Origin of the sequence: Acrocarpospora macrocephala (genome assembly GCF_009687865.1) — a bacterium.
In the GTDB taxonomy this organism is placed as follows: domain Bacteria; phylum Actinomycetota; class Actinomycetes; order Streptosporangiales; family Streptosporangiaceae; genus Acrocarpospora; species Acrocarpospora macrocephala.
The window spans coordinates 75,327-93,506 of sequence record NZ_BLAE01000039.1; the positions used below are offsets into that span (position 1 = coordinate 75,327).

Sequence of the window (18,180 nt, forward strand, 5' to 3'; positions counted from 1 at the left end):
AGCAGTTGCCGGCGACAGAAATTCCTGAGGCCGTGTCTCCACAGACGCGGCCTTTCGCATGTGCCGGATCGGGCGGCGCGGTGTGTTCGACGGCGACAGCCGTACCGGACCCGCGGTCCCCCGTCGCGGCCACCTTTTCCCGCTGTTCGCGCATATCGGCCGACAGCGCCATTCACGCTGGACCAGGCCTGTCATGTCGCACGCCCGGTGACCTGGCGACAACACCACCAGGGAGTTTCGCCATGATGAACCGTGTCACGAAGGAATTCCTCGAGGAATGCGTGGGCGCCGACGATCGGTTGCGTACCGTTGTCAATCGCGTGTCCCTCCCGGACGCTTATGCCAAAACCTACGGAAAGGCGCTTCTCCCCAGGCCCGTGTTCGTCGAAGACACCGAGATCCGGGGTTTCGCCGACGATCTGACCCAGCTTTTCGACATTCTCGCGTCCCTACCTCAGCGGCTGTTCGACGGTGACCTGCGGCGCTACGCGGCCAGCTTGGGCATCGGCGAGGAACTGGCCACGATCATGCTCCGCGGCGCGACGGGTCACGTTCCCGTGCACGGGCGGGCCGACGCCTACCACGACGGGACAGCCTTCAAGCTGCTGGAGTTCAACATCGGCAGTGAGCTGGGCGGCATGGACGCCGCGGCGATGAACTGCGCGTTCCTGCAGGTCCCGGCGTTTCACCGGTTCGCCGAGCGGCACGGCCTCACCTACGTGGACACCGCGGAACGCGTCGCGAGGGTGCTGCGCGAGGCCGCCCGGCCGGTGACCGGCGACCGCACGCCGGTCGTCGCCCTGCTGGAGGCCACGGGCGGCCTGGCCGAGGCCGAGCACCTCTTCCCCGCGATCGCGAACTCGATGAATGCCCATGACATCGACATGCGGCTCGGCGAGGTGCATCAGGTACGCACCAAGGAGGGGAAGCTCACGCTCAACGGCACGCCGATCGACCTGGTCCTGCGGTTCTTCTCATCGGACCAGATCCTCACCGGCTCAGGCGGCGTCGAGGTGCTCGACCCGATTCTGCGGGCCCACGCCGACGGTAAGACAGTCCTGTTCACGACGCTCGAAGCGGCCATGTCCGCGAGCAAGTCGGCACTGGCCCTGCTCTCCGACAACCGGCTGCACTCGTTCTACTCCGCGAGCGAACTCGACGTGATCGACAGGGTCGTCCCGTGGACGCGGCTGCTGGTCGACGGCCCGCTCCACAAGCGGATCGAGGGCGTTCACCTGCTGGACTACTGCTGCCTGAACCAGGAGCAGCTCATCCTCAAACCCGGTGTGGGCTATGGCGGCGTCGGCGCGCTCATCGGCGGCGAAGCCACGAGCGCCGAATGGCGCGCAGCGCTGTCCGCGGCCGTCGGACGGGGCTACGTCGTGCAGCAGATCGTGACCGCGGCACCTGAGCCGGTGTGCGATCCGCGAACCGGTCGCATCGAGGACTGGTCCGCCAACTGGGGAGTCTTCATCACCGACGAAGGCTACGCCGGGTCGTTCGTCCGCGCCCTGAAAGCCGAGGACGGCGCGGTCATTTCCTACTCGAACAAGGGCACCCGAGGCGCTCCGGTCTTCTCCTACACAGAAGGACGCTCGACCGCCCTCCCTCATGAACGGAAGAGCTGATTCCCATGCTGCAGGCATGTCAGACGATGAGGCGGGAGCCGAGATTGCGGCCGCACATCGTCATCATCAACCGTTGGCGCGAGCGGTATGCCGACTACGCCGGCTACCTCGACCACAGGGTTAACCGAGTCAGCTATATCACCACCGAAGTAGGGCTCGCCTCGGTGCCGCAGGCAGCGAACGACGTGCTCCTCGTCGCGGCGACCGACGACCTCGAATCGGTCCGCCGCCGCCTGCGCGAACTCGTCAGCCGGTACGGCAAGCCGGACGCGATCATCGCCCTGAAGGAGGACGATCTCCTGGTCGCGGCCGCCCTGCGGGCCGAATGGGACTGCCCGGGCCAGCGGGCCGAGGAGCTGATCGGATTCCGCGACAAGTACGTGATGAGCCGCCTGATCGCGCGGGCCGGGCTCCCCGTTCCGGCGTTCGGCCTGGCCGCCGACGCGCAGCAGGTCGCCGACTTCGCCGCGGTGCACGGCTGGCCCGTGATCGTCAAACCCCGATGCGGCTCCTCCAGCGAAGGTGTGGTGCAGGCGAGCGAGCCGGCGGATCTCGTCGGTGTGTCGTTCGAAGAGCCGCTGCTGGTGCAGGAGTACAACCCGAACCCGATCTACCACGTCGACGGGGTGTTCACCGCTCCCGGCCTGGTCCAATGCCGGGCCTCGCGTTACGTCAACACCTGCCTGGGCTTCCGGAGCGGCAGTTTCCTCGGCTCGGTGGAAGAGGACGACCCCGTCGTCAACAGCGTCATCGCGGCCGCCGCCGAGAAGTACATGAGCGCCCTGACCAACCGGCCAACGGCCTTCCACCTGGAAGTCTTCGTCGACTCCGCCGGGCCGTCCTGCGTGTTCCTCGAAGTCGGCGCGCGGGTGGGCGGCGCGGAGATCCCGTTCGTCTGGCGTGAGGTGCACGGCTACGACCTCATGGAGGCGGCCTTCCGGATCCAGCTCGGCCTGCCGGTCGCCGAAGGCCCGCCGACCCCCGCGCGAGGCGGAGTCGGCGGCTGGCTGCTCATCCCCACGCCCCTCACGCGCCCGTGCCGTATCACGGAGGCCACCTCGATGGTCGGCCGCCGGCCTGGCCCGTACGCCGAAGCCCTGCTGCGCCCCGGCGAGGTGCTCCCGCTGGCCGACGCGTACTACGAGCACGTGGGCGGACGGTTCCGGTTCTGCGAATCCTCGAGTCACGCGGTGGAACAGGCCATCGTCGCCACCGCCGCCGCGTTCCGGGTCGCCGCCGAACCGATCGAGCTGGTGACCTCAGGGTGACCGCTACGGAAGGAAAGACCGAAGTGGCAAAGGACTATTCCACCCCGATTCTGTCCGGCGACGGGGGAAGTGACTACGCCCGATACATGCGCACCGACACGCTCCTGTCCCTGCAGCGTCGCCCGGAGGAGATGGTGCATCGGGACGAGCTGCTCTTCCAGACCGTCCATCAATCCACCGAGCTGTGGCTCAAGCACGCCTGCTTCGAGGTGGCCGAGGCCACCCGGCAGATCCGCGCCGGCGTTCCGGAGACGGCCGAGATCCTGCTGGCCAGGGCCGCCCTCGGCGTAGAGCTGGTGACCGGCCAGCTGGAGATGATCCGGTATCTCGGCCCCTGGGACTTCCAGCTGATCCGCACGGTGCTCGGCCACGGATCCGGCTTCGAGTCGCCCGGCTGGCGCGACGTCCAGCGGCGCAGCCAGGAACTGGGTCCCGCCTTCGAGGCCCTCCTCGGCGAACGGCAGGTCGACCTGGCCGACCTGTACCGCGGCAGTCCCGGCCATCCCCTCTACCGCCTGGCCGAAGCCATGATCGAGTGGGATGAGCGGATCGCGCTGTGGCGGGTTCGGCACTACAAGGTCGCCACCAGGATCATCGGCCATGAGGTGGTCGGCACCAAGGGCACGCCCGTCGACGTGCTCACGAAGCTCATCAGCCACAAGTTCTTCCCGGAGCTGTGGCGGGTGCGTACGGAGCTGACGCGGACCGGCCCGATGGCCGACCCCGCGCCGGCGGCCGCGTGCTGAACGCCCGAACGCGAGGTCTGGACTCCGCCACCTTCCGCACCCGCTTTCCGATGCTGGAGCGGATCGTTCACCTGGCCAGTTGCAGCCTGGGCGCCCGGTCGACGGACCTGGACGCGGCGCTGGAGCGGATGCTCGGGGCGATGTCCAGGCAGGGGGCGCCGTGGCCGGAATTCGAGGGGCAGCTGAACCAGGCGCGGCAGGGCTTCGCCGCCCTCGTCCGAGCTCGAACGGATGAGATCGCCGTAGTCCCCAGCGCCACAGTCGGCGCCTACCAGGTCGCCTCAACGCTCGCCTGGCCGGACCGGCCGAAGATCGTCACGGTCGAATCGGAGTTCCCCTCGCTGGCCCACGTCTGGCTGGCCCAGCGCGCCCGCGGAGCCGAGGTCACATTCGTTCCCAAAGCGGGCGCGGTGGCGGACTACCTGGCGGCCATCGACGAACGCACCGGGCTGGTCTCGATTCCCATGATCGGCTATCGCGACGCGGCACGCCTCGCGGTCGCGGAAGTGGCTCAGGCGGCGCACGCCGTCGGCGCGCGCGTCTTCGTCGACGCCTATCAGGCCGCCGGAGTCGAGCCCCTGGACGTCGGCCTGCTGGAATGCGACTACCTGGTCGCGGGCACGATGAAGTACCTCCTGGGCCTGCCCGGTGTGGCGTTCCTCTACGTCAAGGCGGGATCGACCGGTCACAGCCCGCCGCAACTCACCGGCTGGTTCGGGCGGGTCGATCCGTTCGCCATGGACCCACGGCGCGTCGACTTCCCGGACACGGCGCGGCGATTCGAGACAGGCACGCCCGCCGTGCCCGCGCTCTACGCGGCCAACGCCGGACTCGCGCTGATCGACGAGCTGGATCTCGACGCGGTGCGGCGGCACATCGCCGCACTGGTCGCGCACACCGACGACCGGCTGACCCACTCCGGCGAGCGGTTGCTGAGGCCCGCGGACCTGTCGGCCCGCGGTGCCCACGTCGCCGTCCTCGACCCCGATCCGGCGGCGCTGACCAGCTGGCTCGCCAACCGGCAGATCATGGTCAGCCGGCGCAACGACGTGGTCCGCCTGGCGTTCCACCACTACAACAACGCCGACGACGCCGACGCGGCGTGCGAGGCCATCCGGCAATACCGCCGCACCTCCTGATCGATCTTTCCAAACTGAGTAGTAGAGGTCATGTTTCCGTGCCTGAAATCACCAGCGTCATTTCCGCTTCCACGACCACCGAATTCCCCTATGACACGGTGCTGGACGAGTTCCACAGAGTGGGCAAGCACTGCGTGTCGCACGACATCCTCACCGCTCTGGACAAGGTACGCGCGACCCTGCCGGGCGGGTCCGGGTCCCCGGCCCAGATCGGGCTGCTGACCAGATTCCTCGACATCGCCCTCGACAAGTACGACGACCGCTACGACTATCCGACCTACGTGGCGCTGAGCCTGCTCCCGCTGCCCGGAGCGGAGAATCCACCACCGCGCGGCGCTTCCGCCGAGGGGCAGCGTGACCGCCTGGTCGTCCAGCTCGTGGGCGACGCCCTCCGATTCGAACTGGCCGTGGCCGACGGCCGTACCGACCTGCTGCCGCAGCTGCGGCCGGAGGCCAGGACCGTCGAAAAGCGCTGCCGTCTGGCGCTGCGAGCGATCCGGCCCGCACTGGGCCGGATCGGCCTGGCCGCCGACGTGGCCGGTGGTGGTGACCAGCTCGATCCGGTCACCGAGGCCCGCGGGATCTGCGCGGCCATCGAGGCCGACCTCTCCCCAACCGAGCGGCGCACGTTGCGACTGAGCATGCTGCCGGTCTGGGTGGTCCATGACGAGTACCTGTTCATCCGGGTGCTCCAGTCGTTCGAGACGACGTACGCGCTGATCGCGGTGCAGCTCCTGGCGGCGACCGCGGCGCTGTCCGACGGCGACTCCGCCGGCGCGATACGCCGGCTCGCCGTCGCCGGGGCGGCGCTGAGCGAGTCGGCCCCGCTGTTCTCCCTGCTGGCGACCATGCAGGTGGCGGCGTTCCACACCTTCCGCGCGTACACCGAGGGCGCCAGCGCCATCCAGTCGCGGAACTACAAGATCGTCGAATCGTTGTGCCGGAAGCCCGACAGGCCGCGCCTCGACTCCGCGGCCTACCATTCGGTGCCCGAGGTCCGGGCTCGAGTCCTCGCCGGTCAGGCCACCTTCGACGAGGCCGTCGAGGTGGCGGTGGCGGACGGCCGCCTCGGCGCGGACGGCCGCGCCGAGCTGGAACTGGCGATGCACGGCTTCGCCACGGCCCTGCTCCAGTGGCGGCAGACCCACTACAGCCTCGCCGTGCGGATGCTCGGGGAACGTTCCGGCACCGGCTACACCGAGGGCACGCCCTACCTGCGGGAAGGACGGAAAATCCCGGTCTTCTGCGCCTTCGCCCCGCCACCTGAGGATGGTCGATGACCACTACCCATGCCCCCGTGGGCATCGTCGGAGCGGGCCCGGTCGGCCTGGTCGCCGCCCTGCGCCTGGCCTCGTTCGGGATCCGGAGCGTCGTTCTGGAGGCGCGGCCGGAGCTGTTCAAACAGGGCTCCAAGGCGTGCCTGATCCAGGGCGACGTCCTCGAAGTACTGGACAAGGTCGGCTGCGCGGACCAGGTCGCCGCCGAGGGAGTCACCTGGCACGTCGCCCGCACCTACATCCGGGGCAAGCAGATTCGCGAGACCGTCTACCCGCCGAGGCTCGGCTTCGGTCCGTTCGTCAACATCTCGCAGTACCGCGTCGAGCAGATTCTGCTCGCCCGGCTGCTGACCGAGCCGCTGTGCGAGGTCCGCTGGGCCCACCGGGTCAGCGACCTCACCCAGGACGCCGACGGGGTGACGGTCCAGGCCGTCACCCCCGAGGGGACCCGCGAGCTGCGGTTCGCGCACCTCATGGCGTGCGACGGGATACACAGCGAGCTCAGAGCCATGGCCGGGGTGAACTGGACCGGCTACAGCCACAGCGACCGGTTCCTCATCACCGACATCAGGGCGGCGCTCCCGCTCGCCCAGGAACGTCACTTCCACTACGACCCGCCGTTCAACCCCGGCCGCCAGCTCGTGATCCACCCCCAGCCGGACAGCGTCTGGCGCATCGACTGGCAGCTCCCTCCCGACGCCGACATCGAGGCCGAGCGGCGGACCGGACAGCTCGACCAGCGGATCCGGGCCGTCATCGGCGACATCCCCTACGAGATCGACTGGTTGAGCACCTACCGCTTCCACCAGCGGGTGGCCGACCGCCTGCGCGTCGGCCGGATCCTCTTCGCCGGGGACGCGGCACACGCGCTTCCGCCGTACGGCTCCCGCGGCATGAACAGCGGGATCCAGGACGCGGACAACGCCGCGTGGAAGCTCGCGCTGGTGGCGGCGGGCGCGGCGGGGGAGACCCTGCTGGACACCTACCACCAGGAGCGGCACGCCGCGGCCAACGAGAACCTCAGGGTCACCGAGGCCACGATCCAGTTCATGGTGCCGCCGTCCCGGCTTCGCCGCTGGATCCGCAACGCCATTCTGCGGCTGGCGGCTCCGGTCAAGTCGATGCGCGGCCACGTGAACAGTGGCCGGATGGCCGAGCCGTACGTCTACCGGGACTCGCCCATCGTGGACAACAGTCCGCTGGCGGGCGTGTTCGCGCCGGACGGGCTGGTGGTCGTCGCCGGCCGGCCGACCCGGCTCCGGCGGCTCTTCGGCGCGGAGTTCGTCGGACTCTACGTCGGCGCCGACCCGGCGCAGGCGGCGCGGTTCGTCGCCGACGCGCGGCGGGACGACTCGGAGATCCCCGCCCGCCTCGTGCTCGTCCTGCCGCCGGGAACACCGGCAGGGGAGCTGTCCCACCTGGCCACGGTCGCCCACGACACCGAGCCAGGACTGCGGGCCGCCTACGGCGGCGGCCAGGCCACCTGGTACCTCGTGCGACCGGACGGTCACATCGCGGGCGCCTACGGGCCGGAGCGGGCCGCCGACTTCGCCGAAATCCTGCGGCGCGGCGCCGGGTCGGCAGCCCAGCCCGAGCTGGTCCCCATTCCCGCCAAGGAGGCGTCATGACGCAAGCGGCACCGCGATATGCCTGGCTCAACGGAAAGATCGTTCCCTGGGACGACTGCGTGCTGCACGGCCGTACCCAGGGGGCCTTCTGGGGGGCCAACGTTTTCGAGGGGATCCGGGCCTACCGGTGTTCCCAAGATCGGCAGCTCCACGTGTTCCGGCTCGACGACCACTTGGCCCGGCTCGGCCGCTCCATGAAGTCGGTCCGCATGGACATCGCCTACTCCGTGGCGGAGCTCCACGAAGCCTGTCTCGAACTGGTCCGGGCCAACGAGTTCCAGGAAGAGGTCCACCTGTGCGTCGTGGCCTACTTCGGGATGGGCCGAAACTTCGACCCGCTGTCCCACACCGGCGAGACAGGGGTGCACATCACCGCGGTCCCCATGCCGAGGTCAGAGGGCTACCGCACCGGCGTGGCCGCGTGCGTGTCGTCGTGGCGCCGGATCAGTGACGACACGATGCCGCCGCGGATCAAAGCGGGGGCCAACTACCAGAACAGCCGCCTCGCGCACCAGGAGGCCGTCCGGAACGGCTTCGACACCACGCTCATCCTCAACCAGTGGGGCCGCATAGCCGAGGCCCCGGGCGCCAACGTGATCATGGTCAGGGACCGGAAGCTGGTCACCCCACCGGGCACCAGCGGCGTTCTCGAGGGCATCACCCTCGACTCGGTCCTGCGGCTCGCCCAGGACGAGGTGGGACTGACCATCGAGAAGCGCGACATCGACCGGACCGAGGCGTACGTCGCCGACGAGCTGTTCCTCTGCGGCACCCTCGCGGAGATCCTCCCGGTCGTCACGCTCGACCGGCTGGTGATCGGGACGGGCGTCCCTGGCCCGATCACCCGGCACCTGCAGCACCTCTACGAGCGGGCGGTCCGGGCCGCCGGCGTCGACTACCGCGACTGGGTGACCACGATCAGCGTGCGGCCGCAGATCGCCGTGGCCGGCACATGAGCGTTCACCCGCCGGTGCTGCCCGGCCTCGTCGCCGGGCTCCGCACGGGAGCGGTGCGGGTCATCGACCTCACCGCTCCCCTGTCGGAGGACACCCCGGTCATCAGCCTGCCGCCGGACCGGGGACAGCCCTGGCCGTTCGAACGGCGGCTGATCAGCAAGTACGACGCCGGCGGGCCGACGGTGTACTGGAACAACATCCGCCTGTCCGAGCACACCGGAACCCACTTCGACGCCCCGGTGCACTGGCTGCCCGGAAAGGATCTCGACGATGTCTCCCAGGTCCCCGCGGCGCGACTCGTGGCCCCCGCCGCGGTCCTCGACTTCTCCGCCGAGGCCACCGCCGACCCGGACTTCCTGCTCCGGCGCGAACACGTCGAGGCCTGGCAGGCCCGGCACGGCCCGCTCCCCGAACACGGGTGGCTGCTGTACCGGACCGGCTGGGACGCCCGGCTGGCGAACCCGGACAGGTTCCTCAACGACGGACACACCCCCGGGGTGGATCCGAAGTGCGCGCGCTGGCTCGCCGAGGAGACGAGCGTGCTGGGCATCGGCGCGGAAACGGTGGGCACCGACGCGGGCCAGGCGGCGACCTTCGCCGACCAGCCGTACCCGTGCCACTGGTATTTCCAGGGCGCTGGCAAGTACGGCCTGACCCAGCTGAGGAATCTGGCGCTGCTCCCACCGCAGGGCGCCGTCGTGATCGCCGGGCCGTTGCCGATAGTCGGCGGATCCGGCAGCCCCGCCAGAGTGCTCGCACTCGTCGAACAGTCAGCTTGAGAGGAGCTCCACATGGACACCACAGCTGGGCTACGGACGGCTTCGTTCCGCGCCATCGTGGTGAGCACGGGAACGTCCACCGCGGGAATCGTGCTGAACACCGTCGCGGTGCTGAGCTACGCCTACGGCATCACCCGGCAGGCGATCCCGCTGGGCATCGTGATCATGGCGGGGCTGCTGCCGATGGCCGTGGTCATGCCGTTCGTCGGCGGCTGGCTGCGGGCCGGAACCGAACGGCGCACCGTCCTGGTCGCCGTGCTGGCGCAGGCCGTCGGCGCGGCCGTGATGGCAGGGCTGGCGTCGACGACGCTGCTCCCCGCGATGTACGCGATGGTCGCCGTCATGGGGGTCCTGGCCATCGTGACCCGGGTGGCGTTGTTGTGCCTGCTGCCGCAGACCGTGCCCGCCGAACTCCTGACCGGCGCCAACCTGCGATTCCAGGTGGCGTCCCAGATCGGCGCGGCGGCGGGCTCGGCGGCGCTGGTGGTCTTCGGTGAGACGGCGCCCTGGGTGCTGTTCACCGTCAACGTGATCACCTTCCTGATCCAGGCGGCCATCCTGCAGCGCGCCCTGCCGAAGGCGTCCGGCGCGCTGCCGGCGCGCGACCCGGCGCAACTCGACCCCGCCGCCCCGCTGCCGAACTGGCGGCGCGTGCTGCTGCTGGTCCTGCTACCGGCGGGCTTCTGCGCGATGAGCCTGCTCAACCTGGTCATCCCGTTGATCGCCCTGGACCGGCTGCAGGACGGCCAGCGCGCCCTGGGAGCCGCCGGAGTCGTCTTCCCGGCCGTCGCCATCGCCGCGGGGATCCTGCTGCGCCGCAGGGCGCGGCTGCACATGGGGGCCACGGTGGCCATACTCGCCGCCGGGTTCGCCGTGCTGGCTCTGGCCGACCGCATGGCGCTGCTTCTGGTCGGCGTCGGCGTCATCGGCGCGGGAGTCGTGCTGAGCAACTCCTCGACCCAGGTGTGGGCCCAGTCGGTCGCGTCCCGGGAGGTGCTGCACCGCTGGCAGTCCTGGGCCGTCGCCTTCGGGGGAGCGCTGACCACGCTGGCGGTCCTCGGTGTGAGCTACGGCTACGCCGCGGGTCACCAGGTGATTTCCCTGAGCGTCGTCGCGGCGGTCTTCGTGTTGATGACCGTGTTCGCGACGGTGGAGGAAAGGAGACGGCATGGAACTGACCGAAGTACACGGCATGCGGTTCGCGTTGGCTGACCTCGACGAGGCCGTGCGAACAGCGTGGTCCCCCTACCGCGACCGCGTGGACGTGGTGCGGGTGGAGAACCCGGCGAGCGAGCGCTGGCCCGAGCTACGCGCCGCGGGTTTCGTGCCCAAACCGATGTGGGTGATGTGGGTCGCCGATCCACTCGGCAGCGAGGACGAGTACCTCGCGGGCCTTGCCACCCAGGAGCGGTCCAACATCCGCAGGGCGAAGCGCAAGCTGGACGCCAACGGGCTGAAGGTCTCCATCCGCGATATCGACCCGGCGCTGTACGACGTGTTCCTGCGGCTCTACGAGGACCGTATTGCCGAGATGCGCCACGGCTGGGCGGTCGCCACCGAGCAGCGCGAGCTGATCCTCTCCGATGCGGCCAACCACTTCGCGGTGTGCGTACACCAGGACGCCGAGCTGGTCGGATGCTGCGTCGCGCGGCTGGATAAGGACAAGGACATGGTGCGCATCCGGTTCTCCGCGGTCGACGTCCCCGGCCGCGAGGCAAGCCTGGCCCGGGCCTTCTTCATGGCCGTCATCCAGGTGGCGCGCGAGATCGGGCACGGCTCGGTCAGCCTTGGCTCGGATCCCAACCTCTACGGGCACATCGCCAAGCCCGGGCTGCTCGGATTCAAGAGCCGCCTCGGATTCGGGGCGCACCCCTCGCACCACCTGGACCCCCTGATCGGCAACGACCAGGCGGACCTGGTGCTGGGGCTGAGCCGGCTGGGCGACCCCGCCATCGTGCTCGGCTACGCCGACGAGGTCCCGACCGATCGCCTCCGGCTCGAGGCGTTCAGCGAGGTCGAGGACATCGACCTGCGCGAGTACCGGGCGAAATTCCTGCACGGAGAACACACCCACGTACTCCCTTCCTACGTCTCGACCTCGCTGTGAGCACCGCGACCCCCACCCTGTGCGAGCGGCCGGTGGACACCTGGCGCGGGATGCCCGCCGCCCAGCAGCCGCAGTGGCCGGAAAGCAGGGCGTTGTCGGCGGCCACGGGAGACCTCAGGAGGTCGCCGCCCCTGGTGATCGCCTCCGAGTGTGACCTGCTCAGGCAGCGCCTGGCCGCGGTCGCCCGGGGCGAGGCGTTCCTGCTGCAGGGCGGCGACTGCGCGGAGACCTTCGACACGGTGACGACGGCCACGATCCGCACCAAGCTCACGATCCTGCTGCAGATGGCGGTGGTGCTCACCTACGCCGCCTCGATGCCCGTGGTCAAGGTGGGCCGGATCGCCGGGCAGTACGCCAAGCCCCGGTCCAAGCCGACCGAGACCCGGTCCGGGATCACCTTGCCCGCCTATCGGGGGGACGGAGTCAACGGCCTCCCCTTCACCGCCCTGGCGCGGACGCCCGACCCGCGACGGCTGGTGCGGATGTACCAGGCGTCGGCGATCACGCTCAACCTGCTCAGGGCGCTCACCACGGGCGGCTACGCCGACCTGCACAAGGTGCACGCCTGGAACCAGGACTTCGTCGCCGCCTCGCCGGCCGGCAAGCGCTACGAGACGCTGGCCGGGGAGATCGACCGGGCGCTGGCCTTCATGAACGCCTGCGGAGTGGACCCGCGCGAGTTGCACCGAGTGGAGTTCTTCACCAGCCACGAGGGACTGGTCCTCGACTACGAGGCGGCGCTGACCCGCGTCGACTCCTGGACCGGCCTGCCGTACGCCACGTCCGGCCATCTGCTGTGGATCGGCGAGCGCACCCGGGACCTGGACGGGGCCCACGTGGAGTACTTCTCCCGGATCCGCAACCCGATCGCGGTCAAGCTTGGGCCGACCGTCACGGCGGACACCGCGCTGGCTCTGATCGACAAGCTGGATCCGGCCCGGGAGCCCGGCCGCCTCACCTTCATCATCCGTATGGGCGCCGACCTGGTCCGCGAGAAGCTGCCCGATCTGGTACGGCGGGTCACCGACTCGGGGGCGCTGATCACCTGGGTGTGCGATCCGATGCACGCGAACACCTTCGCGGCGCCGTCCGGTCACAAGACCCGCCGCCTCGGCGCGGTGCTCGACGAGGTCAGGGGGTTCTTCGAGGTGCACAGAGCGCTCGGCACGCACCCCGGCGGCATCCATGTCGAGCTGACCGGCGACGACGTGACCGAGTGCGTCGGCGGGAGCACCGAAATCGCCTTCGACGATCTCGGCTCCCGGTACGAGTCGGCCTGCGACCCCCGGCTCAACCGCAGCCAGTCACTCGACCTGGCCTTCCTGGTCGCCGAGATGCTCCGGGAGAGGTGAAGAAGATGAAACGGATACTGATCGTGAAGCGCCGCGGGCGGCAGGAACGGCGCCAGCACGACCTGCGCACCCCGTCCGGGAGGGTGCTCCCTTACTAAGCGGCCCGGACCATGGGAACGATCTCCCGCGCCAGCCGCTCTGCCTGCCCCACCGGGTCCGGCCCGACCGTCATGAAGTTCATGGCGGTGAAGCCGAGCTTGCAGAAGGTGAGCAGCCGCTCCACCACTTCGTCCGCGGCGCCCGACACGACGTCCGGATCGGGGTCGGGAGCCCCGCCCACCTGGATCGAGATGTTGAGGGCGCAGGTGACCTGGCCGGGGTCGCGGCCCGCCGCCTCCGCCGCCGACAGGACCCGGTCGCGCATCTGCGCGATCTGGTCCGGCGGTGCGAAGCCCAGCGACGGGATCCACCCGTCGGCCAGCCGCCCGGTCAGGGCCAGGGCCCGGTTGCCGAACGTGCCCAGCCAGATCGGGATGTGGTGCTCCGGCTTCGGCTCCAGGTCGGCTTCCTCAGTGCGGTGAATACGGCCCTCGTAGCTGAAGCGCTGTTGCGACCACAGGCCGCGGGTGACGAGGATCGCCTCCTCCAGCCCGTCGATCTTGTCTCGTGGCGAAGACGGCACTCTCAGTCCGAAGGCGCGGAACTCGTCATCCGAGTAACCCCCGCCCAGCCCGAGGATCAACCTGCCACCCGACAGCCGGTCGAGCGACTCGGCCATCTTCGCCACCATCGCGGGTGGCCGGTACGGAACACCGAGCACACGGGTGGCGACGCGAATGCGCGAGGTCGCCGCCGCGATCCACGACAACATCGTCCATGTCTCGAATGTTGGATTGGGACCACAGGGGTGGTCGGAAGCCGAGACGAAGTCGAAACCCAACTCCTCGGCCCTTCTGGAATCGGCCACTGGGTCGGCGCCGGGCGCCGCCGAGGTCGAGACGTTGAGCCCGAATTGCAATGCATTCATGCCCTTGTCCTTCCATGCGTTGCCGCCTTGCCATCATGTCAGGTCATCCCGACGTCCGACACTAATGATCATTTCGATCGAGGAGACAACCGTGAACACCCGCAGTCTCGCAAGGGCGCAGGCCCTGCTCCGCAAGCACGTCGAGGACCCGGCGCGCCCGGCCGAGTTCAACCTGCTCGGCCGTGACTGGGAGCTGATGGACGGAGTGTTCGCGCCGACCTACACGCCGGTGACCGAGCTGTTCACCACCTGGATTCCGTATCCCAGCGGCGGGACGTTCCTCGAGATGGGCTGCGGCGCCGGGGTGACGGCCGTGGTCGCGGCGCAGTCGGGCTGTCCGCGCGTGACCGCCCTCGACATCTGCGCGGCGGCCGTGGAGAACACCCGGCGCAACGCCGCACGCCATGGGGTCGGCGACCGTCTGCGCGTGCTGCGCAGTGACATGTTCGACGCGCTCGGGCCGGAAGAACGTTTTGACATGATCTTCTGGAACTCCAACTTCGTGGAGGCTCCCGAGGGTTTCGTGAACGAGACCGAACTTCACCACGCCCTCTTCGATCCGCAGTACCAGGCCCATCGCAGGTTCCTGGAACAGGCCCCGCGCCATCTGACCGAAGACGGCCGCCTGCTCCTTGGTTTCTCAGATCTGGGCAGTTCCTCCCTACTGCGGAGCATGTGCGACGAGGCCCACCTGTCGGTCACCCTGCTGCGCGCGGAGAAGCGCACTCTCGAAGAGACGATCGAGTTCCAGTTACTGGAACTCCGGGCAAGACGTCACGGGCGGTGGGTCATGACGCGGTAGGTGATGGCCAGGCCGACTACGCACCAGGCTGTCAGTATCGCGAACGGTGCTGTCGAGACTCCGGTTGCCGGGATCTGTAGCGTTTCGCGGATTGCCTGGGCCATGGAGGCGAACGGTAGCCAGTCGTGGGTTTCGGCGAGCCAGTGGGGGAGGCGGTCGGCTGGGAAGTTGATCGGGGCGAACATCAGGGCCACGAAGAAGATGAGTTGGCTTATCGCGCCCGCGACTTCTGGTTTGGCCGCGTAGGCGACCGCGTAGCCGATGGCCACCGAGCAGATCGCGACCAGGAGCATGGCCGGTGCGGCCAGCCAGCTGATGCGCAGGTCGAGGTCGAAGCGCAGGACCGCGACGCCCAGGGCCGCGGCCAGGCCGGGCAGGGCCAGGGCCACCCAGACGGTGGCGTCGGCGGCGAGCATGGCCAACCGGGGCACCGGCATGGAGCGCTGGTAGTCGAAGATGCCGGTGAGCTTGGCCTGGGCCACCAGTTGCGGCGCTGCCACCATGCCGACGGTGATCAGTCCGAGGGTGAGGGCCCCGGTGGACAGGTAGAAGCCGGTGGTCTGGTCGGCGTCCGGGAGCAGGAACGAGAAGCCGATTACCACGCCGACGCTGAGTAGGGTCTGCAGTACCAACAGCAGGGGCAGCATGCCACGCAGCCGCAGCAGGTTCCACCGCAACAGGAGTCCGTAGCTACGCAACGCGTGCCCCCTCCTCCGCACCGGCAGGATCAGGACCGACGAGTCCGATGTAGACCTCCTCGATGCTGACGGGCGTGACCGCGAACTCCTCCACCCGGCCCTGGCCGCGTTCCCGCTGCGCCCAGGTGAGCGCTTCGCTGGCCGCGGCCGCGTCGATGGGCACGACCACCCGCCGCCCGGTGCGTACGGCCGCCCCGGCGCCGGTGACCTCCGCCGCCAGCTGTAACGCGGTCTCGTCGTCCACGGCGACCAGTTCCAGCCGCAACCGGTCGGCATAATCGTGGCGCAGTTGTGCCGGGGTTCCCTCGGCCACTAACCGGCCATGGTGGAGCACAGCGAGGCGGGTCACGCCCCGTTCGGCCTCGACCACGTTGTGGGTCACCACCAGGACCGCGGACCCGTCGGCGGCCAGTGCGGCGATCTGTTCCCAGAGCAGGCGGCGGCGTACAGGGTCGACGTCGTTGGTGGGCTCGTCGAGCATCACGATCCGGCCCGGTTCCGCGGCGGCCATGCAGAAGGCGGTCAGCCGCCGTACGCCGCCGGAGAGCTTCTGCCCGGGTTCGTCGGCCCAGGCCCCGAGGTCGAGCGCGTCGAGCAGCGCGCCGGTGCGCTCGCGGGCCCGGCGGCGGCCGGCGCCGCGGATCCTGGCCATGGTGTCGATCGCCTGCCGTGGCGTCACGCCGTCGAGCGGGGCGTGTGCCTGCGGCTGCAGCGAGCAGGATCGGCGGGCCAGCGCGGGATCGGCCACCGCGTCGGCGCCGTCGATGTGGATGGTGCCCGAGGTCGGCTTGACCAGCCCGGTCACCTGGTTGAGCAGCGTGGTCTTGCCGGCGCCGTTGTGGCCGAACAGGCCGAGCACCTGGCCCTCGTCGACGCTGAGGTCGATGCCGTCGTTGGCGCGGACGCCGCGCCGGTAGTCCTTGGTCAGCTGGTGGATGCGAAGTAGCACGTGCCGCTCCCGTCAGTGGGTACGGTCGGCCAGCGCGTCCTTCACCGCCTTGCTGGCCCGGAACACGCCGACGATCTTGATGGATTGGATGGTCTGCCGGGCGAGCTCCGGAGACACGTCAGAAGCGATGGACAGCAGGCCGGTGAGCGCGATGTTCAGCCGCTCGCCGGCCTCCGCGTGCCACTCCAGCTCCGCCCGGTCGTAGGAGATGACGCCGATCGCCAGCTCGCGCCGGCTCATGCTGGTGCGCACCTCGTCGTCATGGCGGTTGAGCTGGTTGCGGATGGCGGTGCGGATGAAGTCGGTGCGATTGGAGTAGAAACCCTCCTCCACCAGAAGGTCGACCTTGCCCAGGTCGACGACGTTCATGTTGATCGTGATCTTTTCCGCCTCAGGCATGCCTGGATGGTACCGGTCGAGTATTTCCGTACCATCCGGGCACCATCCATGTGGATGGTAGATGGATGGTGCCAAGACGGTCAACCACACCCGCGGATCTCGTGGTTGACGGTGGCTGGGCGTTACCATAAAGTTTCGGCACGGTAGCGAAATATTTCGGTATCACTTTCGGCTTGCCGGGTTCCTGGTGGGGCTCGGTTAGCGAGACCTGCGCTCCCAAGGTCACTGGTACGCCCCTCGGGTCGAAAGGATGTTCCCATGAGGTTGAGGCGCCTCGTCTTAGGCAGCGCTGTCGCGGTGGTGCTGGCGGGCACGTTGAATGTGGTTCCGGTTTCGGCGGGAAGCACCCCGCAGGAGCCGTCCGGGCAGAGCCTGCGCGCGCTGGGTGCGCGGCACGGCCTCTACATCGGGACGGCGGTGGACATGGCGGCGCTGGACGACGCCAACGAGCCGCAGTACCGGCAGCTGGTCGCGTCAGAGTTCAACACGGTCACCGCCGAGAACGTCATGAAGTGGGAGAGCCTGGAGCCCACCCGGGGGAACTACAACTGGGGACCGGCGGACAAGCTCGTCGAGTTCGCCAAGAAGAACAACCAGAAGGTGCGGGGGCACGTGCTGGTCTGGCAGAACCAGTTGCCGGCCTGGCTGACCGAAGGCGTCGCCAACGGGACGATCACCACGGCGCAGCTGCGCGACCTGCTGCGCAAGCACATCACCACGGTGGTCAAGCGGTACAAGGGCAAGATCTGGCAGTGGGACGTGGTCAACGAGGCCGCGAGCGACCCCTGGGACAGCCCCGCGGAGATCCACCTGAAGGGGTTCTGGGCGCAGCATCTGGGCGCGGGCTACATCGCGGACGCGTTCCGGTGGGCGCGGGCGGCCGACCCGAGCGCGCTGCTGTTCTACAACGACTACAACCTTGAGGCGTTCGGCGACAAGGGACTGTCGGACAAGACGTACTACGTCTACAAGATGGTCAAGCAGCTGCGGCAGAGCGGCGTCCCGATCGACGGGGTCGGCAGCCAGGGGCACCTCGGCACGCAGTACGGCAACTACGACGCCTTCCAGGTGAAGGAGGCGCTGGACGCCTTCTCGGACCTGGGGCTGGCGACGGCGTTCACCGAGGTGGACGTGCGCAGCCAGATGACGGCGGGCGTGCAGGCCGGGGACTCCAACGAGATCAACCCCAGGCTGCAGGCGTCGGCCGCCAACTTCAGCGTGCTGATGCAGGCGTGCCTGGCCAACCGGCACTGCCTGTCGTACACGGTGTGGGGATTCACCGACAAGCACTCGTGGGTGCCGGGCTGGTTCACCAACCCGCCGGAGGGTCTGGCCACGCTGTATGACGAGAACTACCAGCCGAAGCGGGCGTACAACTCGATCAAGGCGGATCTGATCTTCTCGGGGCCGCCGTACGTGCAGCCGAGGATTCCGCAGAATCCGAAGCGATAGCTCAGCAAGGGACCGTGACACCGATGTGTCACG

The 18,180-nt window shown here is 69.1% G+C and carries 17 protein-coding genes; 13 read left to right on the forward strand and 4 right to left on the reverse strand.

What is annotated here, in order from left to right; translation table 11 throughout:
• Positions 1-242: 242 nt before the first annotated feature.
• Genes Amac_RS31750 through Amac_RS31800 form a run of 11 tightly spaced genes read left to right on the forward strand, consistent with a single transcriptional unit; the run spans position 243 to position 12,880 of the window.
• Positions 243-1,628 (forward strand): hypothetical protein, encoded by a 1,386-nt coding sequence (locus tag Amac_RS31750; protein ID WP_155358094.1) that lies wholly within the window; start codon positions 243-245, stop codon positions 1,626-1,628.
• 44 nt (positions 1,629-1,672) lie between these two features.
• Entirely contained in the window at positions 1,673-2,896 is a 1,224-nt protein-coding gene (locus Amac_RS31755) for an ATP-grasp domain-containing protein (protein WP_218041408.1), read from the forward strand.
• Positions 2,897-2,919: 23 nt separating this feature from the next.
• Positions 2,920-3,642, forward strand: a complete 723-nt coding sequence (locus tag Amac_RS31760; protein WP_174900245.1) for a tryptophan 2,3-dioxygenase family protein — start codon at positions 2,920-2,922, stop codon at positions 3,640-3,642.
• Entirely contained in the window at positions 3,636-4,781 is a 1,146-nt protein-coding gene (locus Amac_RS31765) for an aminotransferase class V-fold PLP-dependent enzyme (RefSeq protein WP_218041409.1), read from the forward strand. The genes Amac_RS31760 and Amac_RS31765 overlap by 7 nt, the downstream gene beginning before the upstream one ends.
• Before the next feature lie 38 nt (positions 4,782-4,819).
• Positions 4,820-6,061, forward strand: coding sequence for a tryptophan 2,3-dioxygenase (locus tag Amac_RS31770; RefSeq protein WP_155358095.1), 1,242 nt, complete (start codon positions 4,820-4,822; stop codon positions 6,059-6,061).
• Positions 6,058-7,686, forward strand: a complete 1,629-nt coding sequence (locus tag Amac_RS31775) for an FAD-dependent monooxygenase (protein ID WP_155358096.1) — start codon at positions 6,058-6,060, stop codon at positions 7,684-7,686. Before Amac_RS31770 ends, Amac_RS31775 begins: the two co-directional genes overlap by 4 nt.
• A complete protein-coding gene (locus tag Amac_RS31780; RefSeq protein WP_155358097.1) occupies positions 7,683-8,642 on the forward strand; it encodes a branched-chain amino acid transaminase in 960 nt (319 codons plus the stop codon). The genes Amac_RS31775 and Amac_RS31780 overlap by 4 nt, the downstream gene beginning before the upstream one ends.
• Positions 8,639-9,421 carry a cyclase family protein gene (locus Amac_RS31785; RefSeq protein WP_155358098.1) on the forward strand — a complete coding sequence of 261 codons (783 nt, stop codon included), beginning with the start codon at positions 8,639-8,641 and terminating at the stop codon, positions 9,419-9,421. Before Amac_RS31780 ends, Amac_RS31785 begins: the two co-directional genes overlap by 4 nt.
• Positions 9,422-9,433: 12 nt before the next feature.
• The gene (locus tag Amac_RS31790; RefSeq protein ID WP_155358099.1) at positions 9,434-10,633 is read left to right on the forward strand and encodes an MFS transporter; all 1,200 of its coding nucleotides are present in this window, start codon (positions 9,434-9,436) and stop codon (positions 10,631-10,633) included.
• Positions 10,590-11,528, forward strand: a complete 939-nt coding sequence (locus Amac_RS31795; RefSeq protein WP_155358100.1) for a GNAT family protein — start codon at positions 10,590-10,592, stop codon at positions 11,526-11,528. The genes Amac_RS31790 and Amac_RS31795 overlap by 44 nt, the downstream gene beginning before the upstream one ends.
• On the forward strand, positions 11,525-12,880 hold the full coding sequence (locus tag Amac_RS31800; protein WP_281356366.1) for a class II 3-deoxy-7-phosphoheptulonate synthase: 1,356 nt from the start codon (positions 11,525-11,527) through the stop codon (positions 12,878-12,880). Before Amac_RS31795 ends, Amac_RS31800 begins: the two co-directional genes overlap by 4 nt.
• A 94-nt stretch (positions 12,881-12,974) precedes the next feature.
• Here the strand turns inward: Amac_RS31800 and Amac_RS31805 are convergent, their stop codons facing one another.
• Positions 12,975-13,847 (reverse strand): LLM class flavin-dependent oxidoreductase, encoded by an 873-nt coding sequence (locus Amac_RS31805; RefSeq protein ID WP_155358101.1) that lies wholly within the window; start codon positions 13,845-13,847, stop codon positions 12,975-12,977.
• A 91-nt stretch (positions 13,848-13,938) separates the two neighbouring features.
• Between Amac_RS31805 and Amac_RS31810 the strand changes: the two genes are divergently transcribed.
• Entirely contained in the window at positions 13,939-14,649 is a 711-nt protein-coding gene (locus Amac_RS31810) for a methyltransferase (protein ID WP_218041410.1), read from the forward strand.
• Here Amac_RS31810 and Amac_RS31815 read toward each other — a convergent pair.
• From Amac_RS31815 to Amac_RS31825, 3 genes are read right to left on the reverse strand one after another with little or no spacing between them, the layout of a single operon-like run.
• Positions 14,622-15,347: an ABC transporter permease gene (locus Amac_RS31815; RefSeq protein ID WP_218041411.1), complete on the reverse strand. Its 726-nt coding sequence runs from the start codon at positions 15,345-15,347 to the stop codon at positions 14,622-14,624. The genes Amac_RS31810 and Amac_RS31815 overlap by 28 nt on opposite strands.
• The gene (locus Amac_RS31820) at positions 15,340-16,296 is read right to left on the reverse strand and encodes an ABC transporter ATP-binding protein (protein ID WP_155358103.1); all 957 of its coding nucleotides are present in this window, start codon (positions 16,294-16,296) and stop codon (positions 15,340-15,342) included. Before Amac_RS31820 ends, Amac_RS31815 begins: the two co-directional genes overlap by 8 nt.
• 12 nt (positions 16,297-16,308) lie before the next feature.
• Positions 16,309-16,695, reverse strand: a complete 387-nt coding sequence (locus Amac_RS31825) for a ribbon-helix-helix domain-containing protein (RefSeq protein WP_155358104.1) — start codon at positions 16,693-16,695, stop codon at positions 16,309-16,311.
• 258 nt (positions 16,696-16,953) lie between these two features.
• On the opposite strand from Amac_RS31825, the gene Amac_RS31830 reads away from it, so the two are divergent.
• A complete protein-coding gene (locus Amac_RS31830; RefSeq protein WP_155358105.1) occupies positions 16,954-18,147 on the forward strand; it encodes an endo-1,4-beta-xylanase in 1,194 nt (397 codons plus the stop codon).
• Positions 18,148-18,180: the final 33 nt, after the last annotated feature.